This window comes from Pseudomonas cichorii, from assembly GCF_015471405.1.
GTDB classification, from domain to species: Bacteria; Pseudomonadota; Gammaproteobacteria; order Pseudomonadales; family Pseudomonadaceae; genus Aquipseudomonas; species Aquipseudomonas serbiensis.
Map to the genome: position 1 here is coordinate 98,734 of NZ_BLVZ01000006.1, position 18,499 is coordinate 117,232.

The 18,499-nt window shown below is 58.1% G+C and carries 20 protein-coding genes; all 20 read left to right on the top strand.

The window, feature by feature from the left end; translation table 11 throughout:
• Positions 1-108: 108 nt before the first annotated feature.
• Positions 109-1,323 carry a sensor histidine kinase gene (locus JL015_RS10505; RefSeq protein ID WP_201004715.1) on the top strand — a complete coding sequence of 405 codons (1,215 nt, stop codon included), beginning with the start codon at positions 109-111 and terminating at the stop codon, positions 1,321-1,323.
• The gene (locus JL015_RS10510) at positions 1,323-2,729 is read left to right on the top strand and encodes a sigma-54-dependent transcriptional regulator (RefSeq protein ID WP_201018432.1); all 1,407 of its coding nucleotides are present in this window, start codon (positions 1,323-1,325) and stop codon (positions 2,727-2,729) included. The genes JL015_RS10505 and JL015_RS10510 overlap by 1 nt, the downstream gene beginning before the upstream one ends.
• Positions 2,730-2,969: 240 nt before the next feature.
• Complete coding sequence (gene fliE, locus JL015_RS10515; protein WP_025260897.1) at positions 2,970-3,299, top strand: flagellar hook-basal body complex protein FliE; 330 nt, start codon at positions 2,970-2,972, stop codon at positions 3,297-3,299.
• Positions 3,300-3,314: 15 nt separating this feature from the next.
• Complete coding sequence (gene fliF, locus JL015_RS10520) at positions 3,315-5,111, top strand: flagellar basal-body MS-ring/collar protein FliF (RefSeq protein ID WP_201004713.1); 1,797 nt, start codon at positions 3,315-3,317, stop codon at positions 5,109-5,111.
• Entirely contained in the window at positions 5,104-6,120 is a 1,017-nt protein-coding gene (fliG, locus tag JL015_RS10525; protein ID WP_117181174.1) for a flagellar motor switch protein FliG, read from the top strand. Before fliF ends, fliG begins: the two co-directional genes overlap by 8 nt.
• A gap of 15 nt (positions 6,121-6,135) precedes the next feature.
• Positions 6,136-6,942 (top strand): flagellar assembly protein FliH, encoded by an 807-nt coding sequence (gene fliH / locus JL015_RS10530; protein WP_201004712.1) that lies wholly within the window; start codon positions 6,136-6,138, stop codon positions 6,940-6,942.
• The gene (gene fliI / locus JL015_RS10535; protein ID WP_201004710.1) at positions 6,932-8,290 is read left to right on the top strand and encodes a flagellar protein export ATPase FliI; all 1,359 of its coding nucleotides are present in this window, start codon (positions 6,932-6,934) and stop codon (positions 8,288-8,290) included. Before fliH ends, fliI begins: the two co-directional genes overlap by 11 nt.
• A gap of 6 nt (positions 8,291-8,296) precedes the next feature.
• Entirely contained in the window at positions 8,297-8,746 is a 450-nt protein-coding gene (fliJ, locus tag JL015_RS10540; RefSeq protein WP_201018433.1) for a flagellar export protein FliJ, read from the top strand.
• 59 nt (positions 8,747-8,805) lie between these two features.
• The gene (locus JL015_RS10545) at positions 8,806-9,111 is read left to right on the top strand and encodes an STAS domain-containing protein (protein ID WP_201018434.1); all 306 of its coding nucleotides are present in this window, start codon (positions 8,806-8,808) and stop codon (positions 9,109-9,111) included.
• Between the two features lie 5 nt (positions 9,112-9,116).
• Positions 9,117-10,823: an ATP-binding SpoIIE family protein phosphatase gene (locus JL015_RS10550; protein ID WP_201018435.1), complete on the top strand. Its 1,707-nt coding sequence runs from the start codon at positions 9,117-9,119 to the stop codon at positions 10,821-10,823.
• Positions 10,824-10,856: 33 nt separating this feature from the next.
• A complete protein-coding gene (locus JL015_RS10555; protein WP_201018436.1) occupies positions 10,857-11,219 on the top strand; it encodes an Hpt domain-containing protein in 363 nt (120 codons plus the stop codon).
• An 85-nt stretch (positions 11,220-11,304) separates the two neighbouring features.
• The gene (locus JL015_RS10560; protein ID WP_201018437.1) at positions 11,305-12,663 is read left to right on the top strand and encodes a flagellar hook-length control protein FliK; all 1,359 of its coding nucleotides are present in this window, start codon (positions 11,305-11,307) and stop codon (positions 12,661-12,663) included.
• A 181-nt stretch (positions 12,664-12,844) separates the two neighbouring features.
• A complete protein-coding gene (gene fliL / locus JL015_RS10565; protein ID WP_201004704.1) occupies positions 12,845-13,345 on the top strand; it encodes a flagellar basal body-associated protein FliL in 501 nt (166 codons plus the stop codon).
• A gap of 9 nt (positions 13,346-13,354) precedes the next feature.
• The gene (fliM, locus tag JL015_RS10570) at positions 13,355-14,323 is read left to right on the top strand and encodes a flagellar motor switch protein FliM (protein WP_201004703.1); all 969 of its coding nucleotides are present in this window, start codon (positions 13,355-13,357) and stop codon (positions 14,321-14,323) included.
• 60 nt (positions 14,324-14,383) lie between these two features.
• Positions 14,384-14,845, top strand: a complete 462-nt coding sequence (gene fliN, locus JL015_RS10575; protein WP_117181181.1) for a flagellar motor switch protein FliN — start codon at positions 14,384-14,386, stop codon at positions 14,843-14,845.
• Positions 14,846-15,289 carry a flagellar biosynthetic protein FliO gene (gene fliO, locus JL015_RS10580; protein WP_201018438.1) on the top strand — a complete coding sequence of 148 codons (444 nt, stop codon included), beginning with the start codon at positions 14,846-14,848 and terminating at the stop codon, positions 15,287-15,289.
• Complete coding sequence (gene fliP / locus JL015_RS10585) at positions 15,289-16,041, top strand: flagellar type III secretion system pore protein FliP (RefSeq protein WP_201018439.1); 753 nt, start codon at positions 15,289-15,291, stop codon at positions 16,039-16,041. Before fliO ends, fliP begins: the two co-directional genes overlap by 1 nt.
• Before the next feature lie 25 nt (positions 16,042-16,066).
• Positions 16,067-16,336 (top strand): flagellar biosynthesis protein FliQ, encoded by a 270-nt coding sequence (fliQ, locus tag JL015_RS10590; protein ID WP_201018440.1) that lies wholly within the window; start codon positions 16,067-16,069, stop codon positions 16,334-16,336.
• Between the two features lie 6 nt (positions 16,337-16,342).
• Positions 16,343-17,128 carry a flagellar biosynthetic protein FliR gene (gene fliR / locus JL015_RS10595; RefSeq protein ID WP_201018441.1) on the top strand — a complete coding sequence of 262 codons (786 nt, stop codon included), beginning with the start codon at positions 16,343-16,345 and terminating at the stop codon, positions 17,126-17,128.
• A gap of 1 nt (position 17,129) precedes the next feature.
• A complete protein-coding gene (flhB, locus tag JL015_RS10600; RefSeq protein WP_201018442.1) occupies positions 17,130-18,266 on the top strand; it encodes a flagellar biosynthesis protein FlhB in 1,137 nt (378 codons plus the stop codon).
• Positions 18,267-18,499 lie beyond the last annotated feature (233 nt).

Below are 18,499 nucleotides of genomic sequence, written 5' to 3' on the forward strand. Positions count from 1 at the left end.
GCCAAAAATCAAACCTCTGAATTTTCAGGGGTTTTTTTTAGGCACGAGGATTGCTAAGTCACTCTCAACATACCGTTTAATGACGGTTCGCCATGCGAGAGATGATTTATGTCCAAGGCCGCCCAAATGTCTTCTGACTTGCCCAGCCAAGCTCAACCTTCCCTGGAATTGGAAAGTCGCCAGGGGCTGGAGCAGGCGTTCTCGTTGTTTAACCAGATGTCAGCACAACTGTCTGATTCCTACGGCCTGCTGGAAACTCGCGTCGCGGAGTTGAAAGGAGAGCTGGCCGAGGCTGGTGTTCAGCGTATGCAGGAGTTGGCAGAGAAAGAGCGCCTGGCCAACCGTTTGCAGAATCTTCTGGATCTGCTGCCCGGTGGCGTGATCGTCATAGACGGCATGGGGGTTGTGCGCGAGGCTAATCCGGCGGCCATCGAAATGTTGGGTCAGCCTTTGCTGGGCATGTTGTGGCGTCACGTTATCAGTCGCTGCTTTGCCCCTCGTGAAGATGACGGGCACGAAATCTCTCTACGGGACGGGCGTCGTCTGTCCATTGCCACTCGATCGCTGGATGCAGAGCCAGGGCAACTGGTATTGCTCAACGATCTGACTGAAACCCGTCATCTTCAGGAGCAACTGGCGCGCCATGAGCGCTTGTCTTCTCTGGGGCGAATGGTCGCTTCTCTGGCGCATCAGATCCGCACACCTCTGTCGGCAGCCATGATCTATGCCAGTCATTTGACCGAGCAGGAGTTGCCAGTCGAAACCCAGCAGCGTTTTGCTTCGCGGCTCAAGGAGCGCTTGCATGAGCTTGAGCATCAAGTGCGTGACATGCTGGTCTTTGCGCGTGGCGAACTGCCGTTGACCGATCGTCTGACGCCGGGCGAGTTGTTCCAGGCTTTGCAGTCTGCGGCGCAGACTCATGTCCAGGATGTGGCGGTGCGCTGGCAGTGCGATTCGATTGATGGTGAGTTGCTGTGCAATCGCGACACGCTGGTGGGTGCGTTGCTCAATCTGGTGGAAAACGCAGTGCAGGCCAGTGTGGGCAGGACCCGCCTGAAAATTCATGCCTACAGCCGTGGCAATACCTTGCGCCTGTGCTTCAGTGATAACGGCGGCGGCATGGACAAGTCAGCGCTATCGCGTATTGGTGAGCCGTTTTTCACTACCAAGACGACCGGCACCGGCCTTGGTCTTGCGGTGGTCACGGCGGTAACACGGGCTCACCAGGGTGGTGTGCAGTACCGTTCCACTGTCAATCGCGGGACTTGTGCAATCGTCAGTTTGCCGTTGATTCCGGTCTGCGCCTCAGTGAGTAATAGCTGATGTCGATCAAGGTGCTGTTGGTCGAAGACGACCGTTCATTGCGCGAGGCGCTGGGTGAGACTCTTGAGTTGGCCGGATACGGCTACCGTGCGGTGGGTTCGGCTGAAGATGCCTTGCTCGCGGTGGATCAGGAGCCGTTCAGTCTGGTCATCAGTGATGTGAACATGCCGGGCATGGATGGGCATCAATTGCTGGCGCTGTTGCGCACTCGCCATCCGCAATTGCCTGTTCTGCTGATGACGGCTCATGGCGCTGTCGAGCGTGCCGTCGATGCCATGCGTCAGGGGGCGGCGGATTATCTGGTCAAGCCGTTCGAGCCGCGAGCCTTGCTGGCGTTGGTTGCCAGGCATGCGCTTGGGCGCTTGGGGCCTGTTGAAAGCGATGGGCCGATTGCTGTGGAGCCCGCCAGTATTCAGCTTCTTAATCTGGCAAGCCGGGTGGCGAAAAGCGATTCCACCGTGCTGATTTCAGGCGAGTCCGGGACCGGCAAAGAAGTATTGGCGCGATTCATTCATCAAAATTCTCCGCGTGCCGATAAGCCTTTTATCGCGATCAACTGCGCGGCGATTCCGGACAACATGCTGGAGGCGACGCTGTTCGGTCATGAGAAGGGCTCGTTTACCGGCGCCATTGCGGCGCAGGCAGGCAAGTTCGAGCAGGCTGATGGCGGTACGATCCTGCTTGATGAGATTTCTGAGATGCCCATGGGCTTGCAAGCCAAACTGTTGCGAGTGCTTCAGGAGCGGGAAGTAGAGCGTGTGGGTGCCCGTAAACCGATCAGTCTGGATATTCGGGTGCTGGCGACCACCAACCGTGATCTGGCGGGTGAAGTGTCGGCAGGGCGGTTTCGTGAGGATCTGTTTTATCGGTTATCGGTATTTCCATTGGCATGGCAGGCGCTGCGTCAAAGGACTGCCGATATTCTGCCGTTGGCTGAGCGTCTGTTGGCCAAGCACGTCAATAAAATGAAGCATGCGCCTGTGCGGTTGTCTGCCCAGGCGCAGGCGTGTCTGGTGGGGTATTCGTGGCCGGGCAACGTGCGGGAACTGGATAATGCCGTGCAGCGGGCCTTGATCCTGCAGCAGGGCGGCGTGATCGAGGCCGAGGATTTCTGTCTGGCGGGACCTGTCACGGGGGCCGTGCAGTCTGTAGCTTCGCTGCCGTCGGCGCCTGTGGCTGCGGTCGACACTGTGCAGGCAGGCGCGAGTGCCGAGTCGGCTGGTGCGCTGGGAGATGATCTCAGGCGTCGTGAGTTTCAAGTGATTATTGACACGCTGCGTACTGAGCGTGGGCGTCGAAAGGAGGCGGCCGAGCGATTGGGGATCAGCCCAAGGACTTTGCGCTACAAGCTGGCGCAGATGCGTGATGCGGGCATGGATGTCGAGGGTTATCTGTTCGCGACTTGAGTTGTTCAGGCAGGTCGGGGAGGGTGATCCTTTCTTTTGGCTTTGTCGTATGAATGATGTAATTCAATGGCATATTGACGTCATTGGTGCAAGGGAAGGGGTTCACCCAGAAGGTCTGGGTCGCGGGTGAGAGCAGGGCGAAACGAGATGTCGTTATCTATTTGGCACTCTTGTTGCTATGTCTTCACTATCCGCTGAATCAGTGTCAAAAAATTGCGGGCCTTACGAGAGAAAATGTCCATGAGCCAAGGTGTTGAATTTAATCGCTTGATGTTGGATATGCGGGCCATGCAGATGGATGCCATGGCGGCCTCCAAACCAGTGACCGCTACGCCGGAAGTCGGCACCAGCAGCTTTGCCGATATGCTTGGCCAGGCCGTCAACAAGGTTTCCGAAACCCAGCAGGCCGCAGGTCAGCTGGCTAACGCATTTGAAATCGGCAAGAGTGGTGTCGATTTGACTGACGTCATGATTTCCTCACAAAAAGCCAGCGTCTCGTTTCAGGCTTTGACCCAGGTTCGTAACAAGCTGGTTCAAGCCTATCAAGACATCATGCAGATGCCGGTTTAAAGGACGTACTGAGTCATGGCCGAAGCAACAGCCGAAACCGTTCCGGCAAGAGCGGGCTCTCCAGACAAGAAGCCATTGTTTGGTCTGTCTTTTCTGGAAAATCTTTCTGAAATGACCATGCTGCGTCAGATTGGCCTCATGGTCGGTCTGGCTGCCAGCGTGGCCATTGGCTTTGCCGTGGTGCTCTGGTCCCAGCAACCCGATTACCGGCCGCTTTACGGCAGCCTGGCGGGGATGGACAGCAAGCAGATCATGGAAACCCTGACTGCCGCGAACATCTCCTATACCGTCGAGCCCAACTCCGGTGCCTTGCTGGTGAAGGCCGATGACGTGCAGCGTGCGCGTATCCAGCTGGCTCAGGCAGGTGTGGTGCAGAACGACTCCAACATCGGTTTCGAGATTCTGGACAAGGACCAGGGCCTGGGTACCAGCCAGTTCATGGAAGCCACACGCTACCGTCGTGGCCTGGAAGGTGAGCTGGCTCGCACCATTTCGTCCTTGAACAACGTCAAGGCTGCGCGCGTGCACCTGGCGATTCCAAAGAGTTCGGTCTTTGTACGCGACGATCGCAAGCCAAGTGCTTCGGTTCTGGTCGAGCTGTACGCCGGGCGCACTCTTGAGCCAAGTCAGGTCGTGGCTATCGTGAACCTGGTTGCGACCAGCGTTCCCGAACTGAGCAAATCGCAGATCACGGTTGTGGATCAGAAGGGCCACCTGCTTTCCGATCAGGCCGAAAACTCCGAGCTGACCATGGCTGGCAAGCAGTTCGACTACAGCCGTCGCATGGAAGGCATGCTGACCCAGCGCGTGCAGAATATCCTGCAACCTATTCTGGGCAGTGACCGCTACAAGGCCGAAGTCTCGGCAGTGGTGGATTTCAGCGCCGTCGAATCGACAGCCGAAAGCTTCAATCCTGACCAGCCTGCCCTGCGCAGCGAGCAGTCGGTCAATGAACAGCGCTCCAGCAGTTCCGGCCCGCAAGGTGTGCCGGGTGCCTTGAGCAACCAGCCTCCAGGCCCTGCGACCGCACCTCAGACTGCCGGTGGCGGTGCTGCCGGTGCCGCAGCGGCTATCGCGCCCGGCCAGCCGCTGCTTGATGCCAACGGCCAGCAGATCATGGACCCGGCTACCGGTCAGCCTGCCCTGGCTCCGTACCCGGCCGACAAGCGTGTGCAGTCGACCAAGAACTTCGAGCTGGATCGCTCTATCAGCCACACCAAGCAACAGCAGGGTCGTCTGACTCGTCTGTCGGTGGCGGTGGTCGTCGATGACATGGTCAAGACCAACCCGGCCAATGGCGAAGTGACCCGTGCGCCATGGAGTGCTACTGATCTGGCCCGCTTCACGCGCCTGGTTCAGGATGCCGTCGGTTTCGATGCCAGCCGTGGTGACAGTGTCAGCGTGATCAACGTGCCGTTCTCTACTGAGCGCGGTGAAGTGATTCCGGAAATTCCGTTCTACTCGCAGCCATGGTTCTGGGACATCCTCAAACAGGCCGTGGGTGTGATCTTCATCCTGATTCTGGTGTTCGGTGTTCTGCGTCCAGTGCTGAACAACATCACCAGCGGCAAGGGCAAGGAACTGGGCGGGTTCGGCGACTCGGAGCTGGGTGGCTTCGGTGGTATGGGCGGCGGTGGCATGGATGGCGAACTGTCCAATGACCGCGTCAGCCTGGGTGGTCCGCAAAGTATCCTGCTGCCTAGCCCGACCGAGGGTTATGACGCACAGTTGAATGCAATCAAGAGTTTGGTGGCCGAAGACCCGGGTCGTGTGGCCCAGGTTGTGAAAGAGTGGATTAACACTGATGAATGATCGAGCCGTCGTAGCCAAACTGAGCAGGGTGGAGAAGGCAGCCGTGCTGCTGCTTTCTCTGGGTGAAACCGATGCGGCCCAGGTGCTTCGGCACATGGGACCAAAGGAAGTCCAGAAAGTGGGTGTGGCCATGGCTCAGATGCGCAACGTGCATCGCGAGCAGGTCGAAGAGGTCATGAGCGAGTTCGTCGATATCGTCGGCGACCAGACCAGCCTTGGCGTTGGTTCTGATGGCTATATCCGCAAGATGCTCACCCAGGCCCTGGGCGAAGACAAGGCCAACGGCCTGATCGACCGTATTCTGCTGGGTGGCAACACCAGCGGCCTGGACAGCCTCAAGTGGATGGAGCCGCGTGCGGTCGCCGATGTGATCCGTTTCGAGCACCCGCAGATCCAGGCGATTGTGGTGGCGTATCTGGATGCCGACCAGGCGGGTGAAGTGCTTGGGCATTTCGACCATAAGGTGCGTCTGGACATCATCCTGCGCGTTTCATCGCTCAATACCGTTCAACCGGCAGCTCTCAAGGAGCTCAACCAGATTCTCGAGAAGCAGTTCTCCGGCAACGCAAACACTTCGCGTACTACCCTGGGTGGTATCAAGCGCGCTGCCGACATCATGAACTTCCTCGACAGTTCTATCGAAGGCGCGCTCATGGATTCGATCCGCGAGGTCGATGAAGACCTGTCGGTGCAGATCGAAGACCTCATGTTCGTGTTCAACAACCTGTCCGACGTGGACGACCGTGGTATCCAGGCGCTGCTGCGCGAAGTGTCTTCGGACGTACTGGTGCTTGCGCTCAAGGGTTCGGACGAGGCGATCAAGGAAAAGATCTTCAAGAACATGTCCAAGCGTGCTGCCGAACTGTTGCGCGACGACCTGGAAGCCAAGGGTCCGGTGCGTGTCAGCGACGTGGAAACCGCACAGAAAGAAATCCTCACCATTGCACGTCGTATGGCCGAGGCCGGCGAGATCGTGCTCGGTGGCAAAGGTGGCGAGGAAATGATCTAAGGATTGCCCTGACTCATGTCCAGCTCCAGTAAAGAATCGGTTAGCGATCTTATTCGCGCCAAGGATGTCGTTGGTTTCGACATGTGGTCATTGCCCAGCTTTGACCCACATAAAGAACCTGAGCCGGAACCCGAGCCGGAGCCAGTGGAGGAAGAACCTGCCGAAATGGAAGAAGTTCCATTGGAGGAGGTTCAGCCGCTGACCCTGGAAGAGCTGGAAAGCATTCGCCAGGAAGCCTGGAACGAAGGGTTCGCCACGGGCGAAAAAGAAGGCTTTCACAGCACACAACTCAAGGTTCGCCAGGAAGCGGAAGTGGCGCTGGCGGCCAAGATCGCCAGCCTTGAGCAGTTGATGCTCAATCTGCTGGAGCCGGTTGCCGAGCAGGACACGCAGATCGAAAAGGCGGTTATCCACCTTGTCGAGCACATCGCGCGTCAGGTCATTCAGCGCGAGTTGCAGACTGACTCGCAGCAGATCGCCCATGTCTTGCGTGACTCCTTGAAACTGCTGCCGATGGGCGCGCAGAACCTGCGTATCTTTATCAATCCGCAAGACTTCGGGCTCGTCAAGGCGTTGCGTGAGCGCCATGAGGAAAGCTGGAAAATCCTTGAGGACGATAGCCTGTTGCCCGGCGGCTGCCGGATCGAAACCGAACATAGTCGCATCGATGCCAGTGTCGAGACGCGCATTTCCCTGGCCATCTCCAAAATGTACGACCAATTGCACGAGCAGGTCGCACACCCCGGCGCAGCCGATCTGAATATCGAACTGACCGGCACTCCTGCCAGTGCAGTCGATATCGAGAAAAACGATGCGCCTTGATCGCACCAGCTTCGGCAAGCGCCTGGGCTCGTATGCCGACTCCATCACCTTGCCTGCCCAGCCGGTGGTGGAAGGGCGCCTGCTGCGCATGGTCGGCCTGACCCTCGAAGCCGAAGGGTTGCGTGCAGCCATGGGCAGTCGCTGTGTGGTGATCAACGATGACAGCCATCATCCGGTCGAAGTCGATGCCGAGGTGATGGGCTTTTCGGGTAACAAGGTATTCCTGATGCCTGTGGGCAGTGTGGCGGGTATCGCGCCGGGTGCGCGGGTTGTACCGCTTGCCGATACCGGACGCCTGCCGATGGGCATGAGCATGCTGGGTCGTGTACTCGATGGTGCCGGTCGACCGCTGGACGGACGTCCGCCCATCAAGGCCGAAGACTGGGTGCCCATGGACGGCCCGGCCATCAACCCGCTCAAGCGTGACCCCATCAGCCAGCCGCTGGATGTGGGGATTCGCTGTATCAACGGATTATTGACGGTCGGTCGCGGCCAGCGTCTCGGCCTGTTTGCCGGTACTGGCGTGGGTAAGAGTGTGCTCCTGGGCATGATGACGCGCTTTACCGAGGCGGACATTATTATCGTCGGCCTGATCGGTGAGCGGGGTCGTGAGGTCAAGGAGTTCATCGAGCATATCCTCGGAGAAGAGGGGCTCAAACGCTCTGTCGTCGTGGCTTCGCCTGCTGACGATGCACCACTCATGCGTCTGCGCGCTGCCATGTATTGCACGCGCATTGCCGAGTATTTCCGTGACCGGGGCAAGAATGTTCTGCTGCTGATGGACTCTCTGACCCGTTTTGCCCAGGCCCAGCGGGAAATCGCCCTGGCCATCGGTGAGCCGCCTGCAACCAAGGGTTATCCGCCTTCGGTATTTGCCCGTTTGCCCAAGCTGGTCGAGCGTGCCGGTAATGCCGAGGCCGGTGGCGGTTCCATCACCGCGTTCTATACGGTGCTGTCCGAAGGTGACGATCAACAGGACCCGATTGCCGACTCCGCGCGGGGTGTGCTTGACGGTCATATCGTGTTGTCCCGGCGTCTGGCCGAGGAGGGGCATTACCCGGCCATCGATATTGAAGCTTCCATCAGCCGGGTCATGCCGGCGGTTGTCAGCCCTGATCACATGGGGCGTGCGCAGTTCTTCAAACAGCTGTGGTCCCGTTATCAGCAGAGTCGCGATTTGATCAGCGTGGGTGCCTATGTGGCAGGTGGCGACCGGGAAACCGACACGGCCATTGCCCTGCAACCCGCCCTTGCGCGTTACCTGCGCCAGGGTTTGCGCGACAACGAAAGCATGCAGGCCAGCAGCGATGCACTGGCGGCCGTGTTCGCTCCGGCTCCTGGCGGCTGATAGATCATGGCCCAGAGTCGTGCGGCGCGTCTGGCGCCCGTGGTCGAGATGGCAGAGGCCGCCGAGCGTACGGCGGCCCAGCGTCTGGGGCACTTTCAGGGGCAGGTCAACCTGGCCTACAGCAAGCTTGAAGAGCTGGAGCGGTTCCGCCTGAGTTATCAGGAACAATGGATCAACCAGGGCAGTAACGGTGTGTCCGGCCAATGGCTGACCAACTACCAGCGCTTTCTCAATCAGTTGGAGACTGCCGTCGGCCAGCAGAACAAGAGCCTGGAGTGGCACAAGGTCAACCTCGAAAAGGCTCGTGGTGCCTGGCAGGAGTGTTATGCGCGAGTCGAGGGGCTGCGCAAGCTGGTGCAGCGCTATATCGACGAAGCGCGTCAACTTGAAGACAAGCGCGAGCAGAAGCTGCTCGATGAGTTGTCCCAGCGCCTGCCGCGCCATGAGCAGTATTGATATGTCGATTCTCTCGGCTACGCTTGCGAGAGGTGTGATGGCGTACTTCAGGAATCCTTATGGCGAAGATCACTTCCGGGCTTTCTCAAGACGGTCAGCAACTGACCGTATTCATTGAGGGGCGTTTCGATTTTTCCACTCATCAAGATTTTCGCGGTGCTTATGAAGGGCATGCTGGCAGCCTGAGTTACGTGGTGGATCTGGGGGGAACTCACTATCTGGACAGTTCGGCACTGGGCATGCTGTTGCTGCTGCGTGATCACGCCGGCGGTGATGATGCCGTGGTGCGGCTGGCCAATTGCACACCCGATATCGTCAAGATTCTCACCATTTCCAATTTCTCGAAGCTGTTCCAGCTGAGTTGACGCCCTTGTCCTCGGCATTCAGGGGGTTGTGCATACTGATCGCCGATGACAGCGCCAGTGATCGTCTGCTGCTGTCGACCATCATCGGGCGGCTGGGCCATAGAGTCCTGAGTGCGGCCAATGGCATCGAAGCATTGGCGATATTCGAGACCGAGCGGCCGCAGCTGATCCTGATGGACGCGATGATGCCGGTCATGGATGGTTTCGAGGCGGCGCGGCGTATCAAGAGCCTGTCCGGCGAGTCGCTGGTCCCGATCATCTTTCTGACGTCTCTCACTGAAGGCGAAGCCTTGGCGCGCTGCCTGGATGCCGGTGGTGATGACTTCATTTCCAAGCCCTATAACCCGCTGGTTCTGGCTGCCAAGATCAATGCCATGAACCGGCTGAGGCTGTTGCAGGAAACCGTCCTGCATCAGCGCGACCTGATCGCCAGGCATCATGACTACCTGCTCAACGAACAGCGCGTCGCCAAGGCCGTATTCGATCAGGTAGCGCATTCGGGGTGTCTGGGGGCGGACAATATCCGCTATCTGCAATCGCCTTACGCGCTGTTCAATGGCGACCTGATGCTTGCTGCCTACACGCCGGCCGGGAATATGCATGTATTGCTCGGTGATTTCACCGGCCATGGCCTGCCTGCGGCAGTGGGAGCGATGCCCTTGGCCGAAGTGTTTTACGGCATGACCGCCAAGGGCTACGGCGTGTCTGAAATGCTTCGGGAAATGAATGCCAAGCTCAAGCGCATCCTGCCGGTGGACATGTTCTGCTGTGCAGCGCTGCTCTCGGTCGATCTCAAGCAGCAACAAGTCGAGATATGGAATGGCGGGTTGCCGGATGCTTATCTGTTGCGAGTGACCGATGGCAGTCACTTGCCGATGGTGTCGCGGCATTTGCCGCTTGGGATACTGAGTGCCAGTTCTTTCGATGACCGGACGGAGGTTTATCCGCTGTCGACGGGGGATCGCATTTTTCTGCTGTCCGATGGCGTGCTGGATACCAGCAACAATCGCGAAGAGTTGTTTGGTGTGCAGCGCCTGCGTGAAGTCCTGACGGCAAACCGTCAGCCGCCCTTGTTGATTGAGGAGATTCTTCAGGCGCTGAACGATTTTGGCGGACGTGCCCGTGATGACGTCAGCATGCTGGAAATCAGTGTCATCGATGAGGCGCAGGACACACCGGCGGTATCGAATTATTTCGAGAGTGCGGCGTCGCGCCCTCTGGACTGGTCGGTCAGCTTCGAGTTTCGGGCTTCGACTCTGCGCCGATTCAATCCTTTGCCCTATCTGATGCAGTTATTGCTTGAGGTGCCGGCGCTTCAGGCGCAGAGTGCTGCGCTGCATAGCGTTCTCACCGAGCTGTACAGCAATGCGCTGGAGCATGGTGTTTTGGGGCTGGATTCGGCACTCAAGCAGGATGCCACCGGATTTGCCCGCTATTATAAAGAGCGGACGGAGCGTCTGGATGCGTTGCAGTCGGGCTTCATTCGCGTGCATCTGCAGGTCGAGCCTGTAGAGCAGGGTGGTCGGCTGACTGTTCGTGTCGAAGACAGTGGCCAGGGGTTCGATGTGCAGGAGGTGCTTGCCATGCCGCCTTCGCTGGATGGGCTGCATGGTCGTGGTCTGAAGTTGATTCGTGAGTTGAGCCAGCAGGCGCAATGGTCTAAGGACGGCCGGGTTGCTTGCGTGGAATTTTTCTGGAGAGCAATGGCATAATCGCCTGCAGAGTCTTGATCAAGGAGTGAGCAAGTGTCGATTCATCTGGATTACAGCGTGTTAAGCGTTTTGCAGGAAGTCATGGAAGACGAATATCCAACGTTGCTCGATGTTTTCCTCAAGGATTCCGAGCAGCGCGTGACTCAATTGCGTCGGGCTGTCGATACCGAGATGCTGGACCTGCAGGAGTTGAGCCTGACGGCTCATAGCTTCAAGGGCAGCAGCAGCAATATGGGCGCCTTGCTCTTGTCGGATCTGTGTCGCGAGCTTGAAGAGCGTGCTCGTCAGCAGCAGCGCGCAGGCCTCGAAGAGTTGATTGGCAGGATCGACAGCGAGTACCTGACCATCCGCCGGTTATTCGACGCCGAGCGCCAATTGTTCATCGGACAAACCTGATTTCCCCTCGTTTCCGCTTTCTGGCAAAACTGGCCCGTATCTTGCTGTCATTCGGGTAACCAGCTGCTTATGTGCGGAGATCGAAATGCCCCTTGCCCCTAACGTGCTTCTTCAGGCCAATGTGACTGCGGCGTCAAAGTCCAGTGCGGCCAATAATGCGATCAAGTCTGCTGACAGCGGCAAGGGCGATGCTTCCAGCTTTTCCAATGTCTACGCCAAGCAGGCCAAGGACAAGGTCGCTGATCGCAACGATACTGCGGTCAAGCCTGCGCGTGACAAGTCCGTTCCTGAAAAGGACAAGACGGTCGCTGGCAAGGACAAGACCGACACTGACACGGCAACTGCCGCTGATGACTCGAGCGTTGCCGAAAGCGGCAAGGGCTTGCCTGCCGACTCGGCCAGTGCCAGCACCGATGACAAGTCTCATGCCGAGGGTGAAGCGGTCGCCGAGGTGGTGACGCCTGTGGTCACCGATCCCGCGCTTGATCCGGCATTGCAGCTCGCTGCTGCCCAGACGCCTGTTACTTCGGCGGCAAAGGCTGACGTCGATGCGGTCCAGGCATTGCCGGTCGTGGCGGCGTTGTCCGTGGCGGCGCCTGTTGCTGAAGATGATTCGTTCGACCCTGAGGCCGATCCGCTGGACGGCTTGCATGCGGTGCAGCTTGCGCTGGAAAACGCCAACTCCAAGGCGCAGGCGGCGCAACAGGCTCATGCGTCGGGTCGGACAAACAATGCCGATAATGACCCGAGTCAAAATGTTGCCAATAACCTGGCGGCCTTGAGCGAGCAGTTGCCGTCGGACGAGAGCAGCACCGAAAGCAGCGACAAGTCGTTCAGCAACCTGATCAGCGACGGCCTGAAAGACACCAAGAGCGTCACTGGCGATACGCGGGTCGATAACTTCGCCGAGCGTCTGGCGGCCTTGAGTCAGGCTGCGCAGCCTGCCAGGACTGCGGCTTCGCCTGCGCCTCTGATCAACCAGCCTCTGGCCATGAACCAGAGCGGCTGGAGCGAAGGGATCGTTGATCGCGTGATGTACCTGTCGAGCCAGAACCTGAAGTCGGCTGAAATCAAGCTGGAACCTGCCGAGCTTGGTCGTCTGGACATTCGCGTCAATATGGCGCCGGAGCAACAGACCCAGGTGACCTTCATGAGCGCCCATATGGGTGTGCGCGAAGCGCTGGAAAGCCAGATGTCACGCTTGCGTGAGTCGTTTGTGCAGCAAGGGCTTGGTCAGGTGGATGTCAACGTATCCGACCAGTCTCAGCAGCAAGCCCAACAGCAGGCGCAGGAACAGGCCAGTCGCGCACAGCGCGGTGGCCGTAGCGGTGGTTCGGGGTCCGGTGACGGGCAGGACGATACCGCTGTTGCCGATGCCGCCACTCCGGTCAGCCAGCCAGCGGCTCGCGTGATCGGCTCCAGCGAGATCGATTTCTACGCTTGATTGATCTTTTCTCAAATGAATTCGCTCCTGCGCCCGCAGGAGCGAATTCATTCGCGATAAACCTCCGCATATGTAACGAATTCATTCACGCTCCCGCCTTCCTCTTCGCAACTCTGGCATAACACTTGCTCTGCCTCTCTCACGCATCAGCGAACCCCTTGAATAGTGACGGATTATTGGCATGGCGAAGAGCGAAGAAGTTAAAGACCCCGCTTCCAAAGGCAAACTCAAGCTCATCATCGTCGCAGTCGTGGCTTTATTGCTTGCTGTAGGCCTCTCGGTAGGCGCGACCTGGTTCATCATGCACAAGTCTGCGAGCGCGCCTGATCCGGCGGCGGTAGCGGCGGCAGCCAACGTCAAGCCAGTGGCAGTCTTTGAAGCCCTGACTCCGGCGTTCGTGGTCAACTTCAATTCCAATGGTCGTCAGCGTTACATGCAGGTCAGCATCACCATGCTGGCGCGCAATGCTGCGGACATGGAGGCCTTGAAGGTTCATATGCCGGTCATTCGCAACAATCTGGTGATGTTGTTCGCTGCGATTCCTTTCGAGTCGCTGGCCACGCCAATCGGCCAGGAAATGCTGCGTCAGAAAGCGACCGCCAGCATCCAGGAAGTGGCACAGAAAGAACTCGGCAAGACCGTGATCGAACAGTTGCTCTTCACTAACTTCGTATTGCAGTAGGACTCTGACATGGCCGTTCAAGACCTGCTGTCCCAGGACGAAATCGATGCGCTGCTGCATGGCGTTGACGATGGGATGGTCCAGACCGAAAGTAACAATGAGCCTGGCAGCATCAAGAGTTACGACCTGACCAGCCAGGACCGGATCGTGCGGGGTCGGATGCCGACCCTGGAAATGATCAACGAACGTTTTGCCCGTTACACCCGCATCAGCATGTTCAACCTGTTGCGTCGCTCGGCTGATGTGGCGGTGGGCGGTGTCCAGGTCATGAAGTTCGGTGAGTATGTTCACTCGCTGTACGTGCCGACCAGCCTCAACCTGGCCAAGATCAAGCCGCTGCGTGGTACGGCCCTGTTCATCCTCGATGCCAAGCTGGTGTTCAAGCTGGTGGACAACTTCTTTGGTGGTGACGGTCGTCACGCCAAGATCGAAGGGCGCGAATTCACGCCGACCGAACTGCGCGTGGTGCGTATCGTTCTGGATCAGGCGTTCATCGACCTCAAGGAAGCCTGGCAGGCGATCATGGAAGTGAACTTCGAGTACATCAACTCGGAAGTGAACCCGGCCATGGCCAACATTGTCGGCCCGAGCGAGGCGGTAGTGATTTCCACTTTCCATATCGAACTCGATGGTGGTGGCGGTGATTTGCACGTGACCATGCCGTATTCGATGATCGAGCCGATCCGCGAAATGCTCGACGCCGGTTTCCAGTCGGACCTCGACGATCAGGACGAGCGCTGGATCAAGGCGCTCAAGGAAGACGTTCTCGACGTCAATGTTCCGCTGAGCACGACCATCGTTCAGCGTCAGCTGTTGCTGCGCGACATCCTGCACATGCAGCCTGGCGATGTGATTCCGGTCGAGTTGCCCGAAACGCTGGTCATGCGTGCCAATGGCGTGCCTTCTTTCAAGGTCAAGCTAGGCTCGCACAAGGGCAACCTTGCCCTGCAAGTAATCGAACCCATAGAGCGGCGTTGATCTGTCAGGTCGATGCCGGAATTGTTGCGTAACTGAATAAATGCCCGCTGAGGACAACCGATGGCTGATGAAAACGAAATGACGTCTGCTGAAGATCAGGCGTTGGCCGATGAATGGGCCGCGGCACTGGGTGAAGCCGGTGAGGGAGGTCAGGCTGATATCGACGCATTGCTGGCGGCCGATGAAGGCAATTCTTCGTCGCGCATGGCGATGGAAGAATTCGGCAGCGTGCCCAAGAGCAATGCGCCCGTCACTCTGGACGGCCCTAACCTGGATGTGATTCTGGATATTCCGGTGTCGATTTCCATGGAGGTGGGCAGCACGGATATCAACATCCGTAACCTGTTGCAGCTCAACCAGGGTTCGGTGATCGAGCTGGATCGTCTGGCTGGCGAGCCGCTGGACGTGTTGGTCAACGGCACCTTGATTGCTCATGGCGAGGTGGTGGTGGTCAACGAGAAGTTCGGCATTCGTCTGACGGATGTCATTAGTCCGAGTGAACGCATCAAGAAGTTGCGCTAAGTGAGGCGCTTGCTGGGTGTTCTGCTGACGCTGCCTTCGCTGGCGTGGGCGGCCGAGCCTGTGGCTCAGGCTGCTGCCGCCCCGCAGGTCGCCAACACGGTTTCTGGCGGAATGGGCGGGCAAGTGTTGCAACTGCTGCTCGGTCTGCTGGTAGTGGTCGGCCTGATTTTCGTTCTGGCCTGGGTCATGCGTCGTGTCCAGAGCGTTGGGCCAAACAGTGGTCAGGTGATCGAGCTGCTTGGCTCCCGGGCGCTCGGGACACGTGATCGCCTGTTGCTGGTTCAGGTGGGTAACGAGCAGATTCTGCTGGGTGTCACGCCGGGGCATATCACGCCTTTGCATGTGCTCAAGGAGCCGGTGCAGGTTCCGGTTCGCGAGCAGGCAACCCCTGAGTTCGCCCAGCGGCTTCTGGAGTTGATGGGCAAGGATAAGGACAAGAAGTGATGGGTGCCTTGCGTTTCCTGATATTGCTGCTGTTGACGATGGCAGCACCTGTCGCGTTCGCTGCCGATCCGTTGTCGATACCGGCGATCACACTGTCCAACAATCCTGCCGGTCAGCAGGAGTATTCGGTCAGCCTGCAAATCCTGCTGATCATGACGGCGCTGAGTTTCATCCCGGCGTTCGTCATGCTGATGACCAGCTTTACGCGGATCATCATCGTCTTCTCTATCCTGCGTCAGGCCCTTGGCTTGCAGCAGACACCGTCCAACCAGATTCTGACCGGCATGGCGCTGTTTCTGACCATGTTCATCATGGCGCCGGTGTTCGATCGGGTGAATCAGGATGCCTTGCAGCCTTATCTGGCAGAAACGCTCAGTGCGCAGGACGCAGTGGCCAAGGCGCAGGTGCCGATCAAGGACTTCATGCTGGCCCAGACCCGCACCAGCGATCTGGACCTGTTCATGCGCCTGTCCAAGCGTACCGATATTCAGACGCCTGACGCTGCACCCTTGACCATTCTGGTCCCGGCCTTCGTTATTTCCGAACTCAAGACGGCCTTCCAGATCGGCTTCATGATCTTTATCCCGTTCCTGATCATCGACCTGGTCGTCGCCAGTGTGCTGATGGCCATGGGTATGATGATGCTGTCGCCGCTGATCATTTCCTTGCCGTTCAAGATCATGCTGTTCGTGCTGGTGGATGGCTGGGCGTTGATCGTCGGTACGCTGGCGGGAAGTTTTGGTGGTGTATGAGTCGTTTTGACGAGGAGTCTGCCTGATGACGCCAGAAGTAGCAGTCGATCTGTTTCGTGAAGCGTTGTGGCTGACCACTGTGCTGGTTGCGATTCTGGTGGTGCCGAGCCTTGTCTGCGGTCTGCTGGTCGCGATGTTTCAGGCGGCCACGCAGATCAACGAACAGACCTTGAGTTTTCTTCCGCGTCTGATCGTGATGCTCTTGACCCTGATTGTCGTGGGTCCCTGGCTTTTGAAAATATTCATGGAATACATCCTGTCGTTGTACGGCAGTATTCCGACCTTGATCGGCTAATACTGCATGCAACCTTTGCTTGCGCTGACCGACACCCAGATCAGTACCTGGGTCGCCAGCTTCATGTTGCCTCTGTTTCGCATCGTCGCGGTTCTGATGACCATGCCGATCATTGGTACGACCCTGGTACCGCGTCGCGTGCGTCTGTATTTTGCGGTGGCGGTCACGGTGGTGGTCGCGCCTGTGCTGCCGGCCATGCCGCCGGTCGAAGCCCTTGATCTCAGCGCGCTGCTGTTGATTGGTGAGCAGATTCTCATCGGTGCAGGCATGGGGCTTTCGCTTCAGTTGTTCTTCCATATATTCGTCGTGGCAGGGCAGATCATCGCCACCCAGATGGGTATGGGCTTTGCCTCGATGGTCGACCCCACCAACGGTGTGTCGTCGGCGGTCATTGGCCAGTTCTTCACCATGCTGGTCACGCTGTTGTTTCTGGCCATGAACGGGCATCTCGTAGTCCTTGAGATCCTGGTCGAGAGTTTCACCACCATGCCGGTGGGCAGCGGTTTGCTGGTCAGCAATTTCTGGGAGCTGGCCACGGGGCTCGGCTGGGTGATGAGTTCAGGGCTGAGGCTGGTGTTGCCGGCCATTACGGCATTGCTGATCATCAACATCGCGTTTGGTGTCATGACTCGTGCGGCACCGCAGCTCAATATCTTCTCCATCGGTTTTCCCCTGACTCTGGTGCTTGGCATGGTCATCCTGTGGATGACCATGGCTGACATTCTCAATCAGTATCAGCCCATCGCCGTTCAGGCTTTGCAGGCCTTGCGTGACATGGTGAGGGCTCGCTGAAATGGCTGAGAACGAGAATGGTCAGGACAAGACAGAAGACCCCACGGAGAAAAAGGTCCGGGACTCCCGGGCCGAAGGGCAGATTGCCCGCTCCAAGGAGCTGACCACCCTCGTCGTGATGCTGATGGGGGCGGGCGGGCTGCTGATGTTCGGCAGTGATATTGCGCAAATGATGGTGGAGTTGATGCGCAACAACTTCACGATCAGCCGCGAAACCCTGATGGACACCACCTACATGGGCAAGCTGCTGCTCAGCTCCGGTGAGCATGCGCTGATTGTGGTGTTGCCGTTTCTGATTGCCATGCTGGTGGCGGCATTGGTAGGGCCGATCATGCTGGGTGGCTGGTTGTTTGCGACCAAGTCGCTGGCCCCCAAATTCAGTCGCATGAACCCGGCTTCCGGGCTCAAGCGCATGTTTTCGCCTCATGCATTGGTGGAGTTGCTCAAGTCTTTCGCCAAATTTTTGATCATTCTGGCGGTGGCGCTGGTGGTGCTCAGCAAGGAGCGTAACGATCTGGTCTCCATTGCCCATGAGCCGTTGGAACAGGCCATCATCCACAGCCTGCTGGTGGTGGGGTGGAGCAGCTTCTGGATGGCGTGCGGATTGTTTTTCATTGCGGCGGCCGATGTGCCCTTCCAGTTGTATGAGGCGCACAAGAAGCTGTTGATGACCAAGCAGGAAGTGCGTGACGAGCACAAGAACAGCGAAGGTAGCCCTGAGGTCAAGCAGCGCATTCGCCAGTTGCAGCGCGAGATGTCCCATCGCCGGATGATGGCGGCGATTCCCGAAGCCGATGTCATCATCACCAACCCGACTCACTTTGCCGTGGCGCTCAAGTACGATCCCGAGAAGGGCGGGGCGCCGATGCTGCTGGCCAAGGGTGCCGATCTTGTCGCCATGAAGATTCGCGAAATCGGCGCCCACAACCAGATTCTGATCCTGGAGTCGGCCGCCCTGGCTCGCTCTATCTACTACAGCACCGAGCTTGAGCAGGAGATCCCGGCCGGGCTTTACCTGGCCGTGGCCCAGGTGTTGGCCTATGTCTATCAGATCCGCCAGTACCACTCTGGCCGAGGCAAGCGCCCCGATCCGCTGGGTGTTCTGCCTATTCCGCCGGATCTGCAACGCGACGCCTGATCGCGAAAGTTCACACCTGCGTAGGCGCAAATTCATTCGCGAATGACATCTGCAGATTGATTCTCTGTAGGAGCGAATTCATTCGCGAAAGCCCCATATCTCCAAGCAGGACAACAAGTTGTCATCAGCTTGCAGCTTTGTACTGGCTACTCGCTGCTAAAGTTGGACGGCTTTTTGCAATAGGTCGATTCAGGTCGCCTTGGGCGTCAAAGTTTTGATTTAGTGCGCAGGTA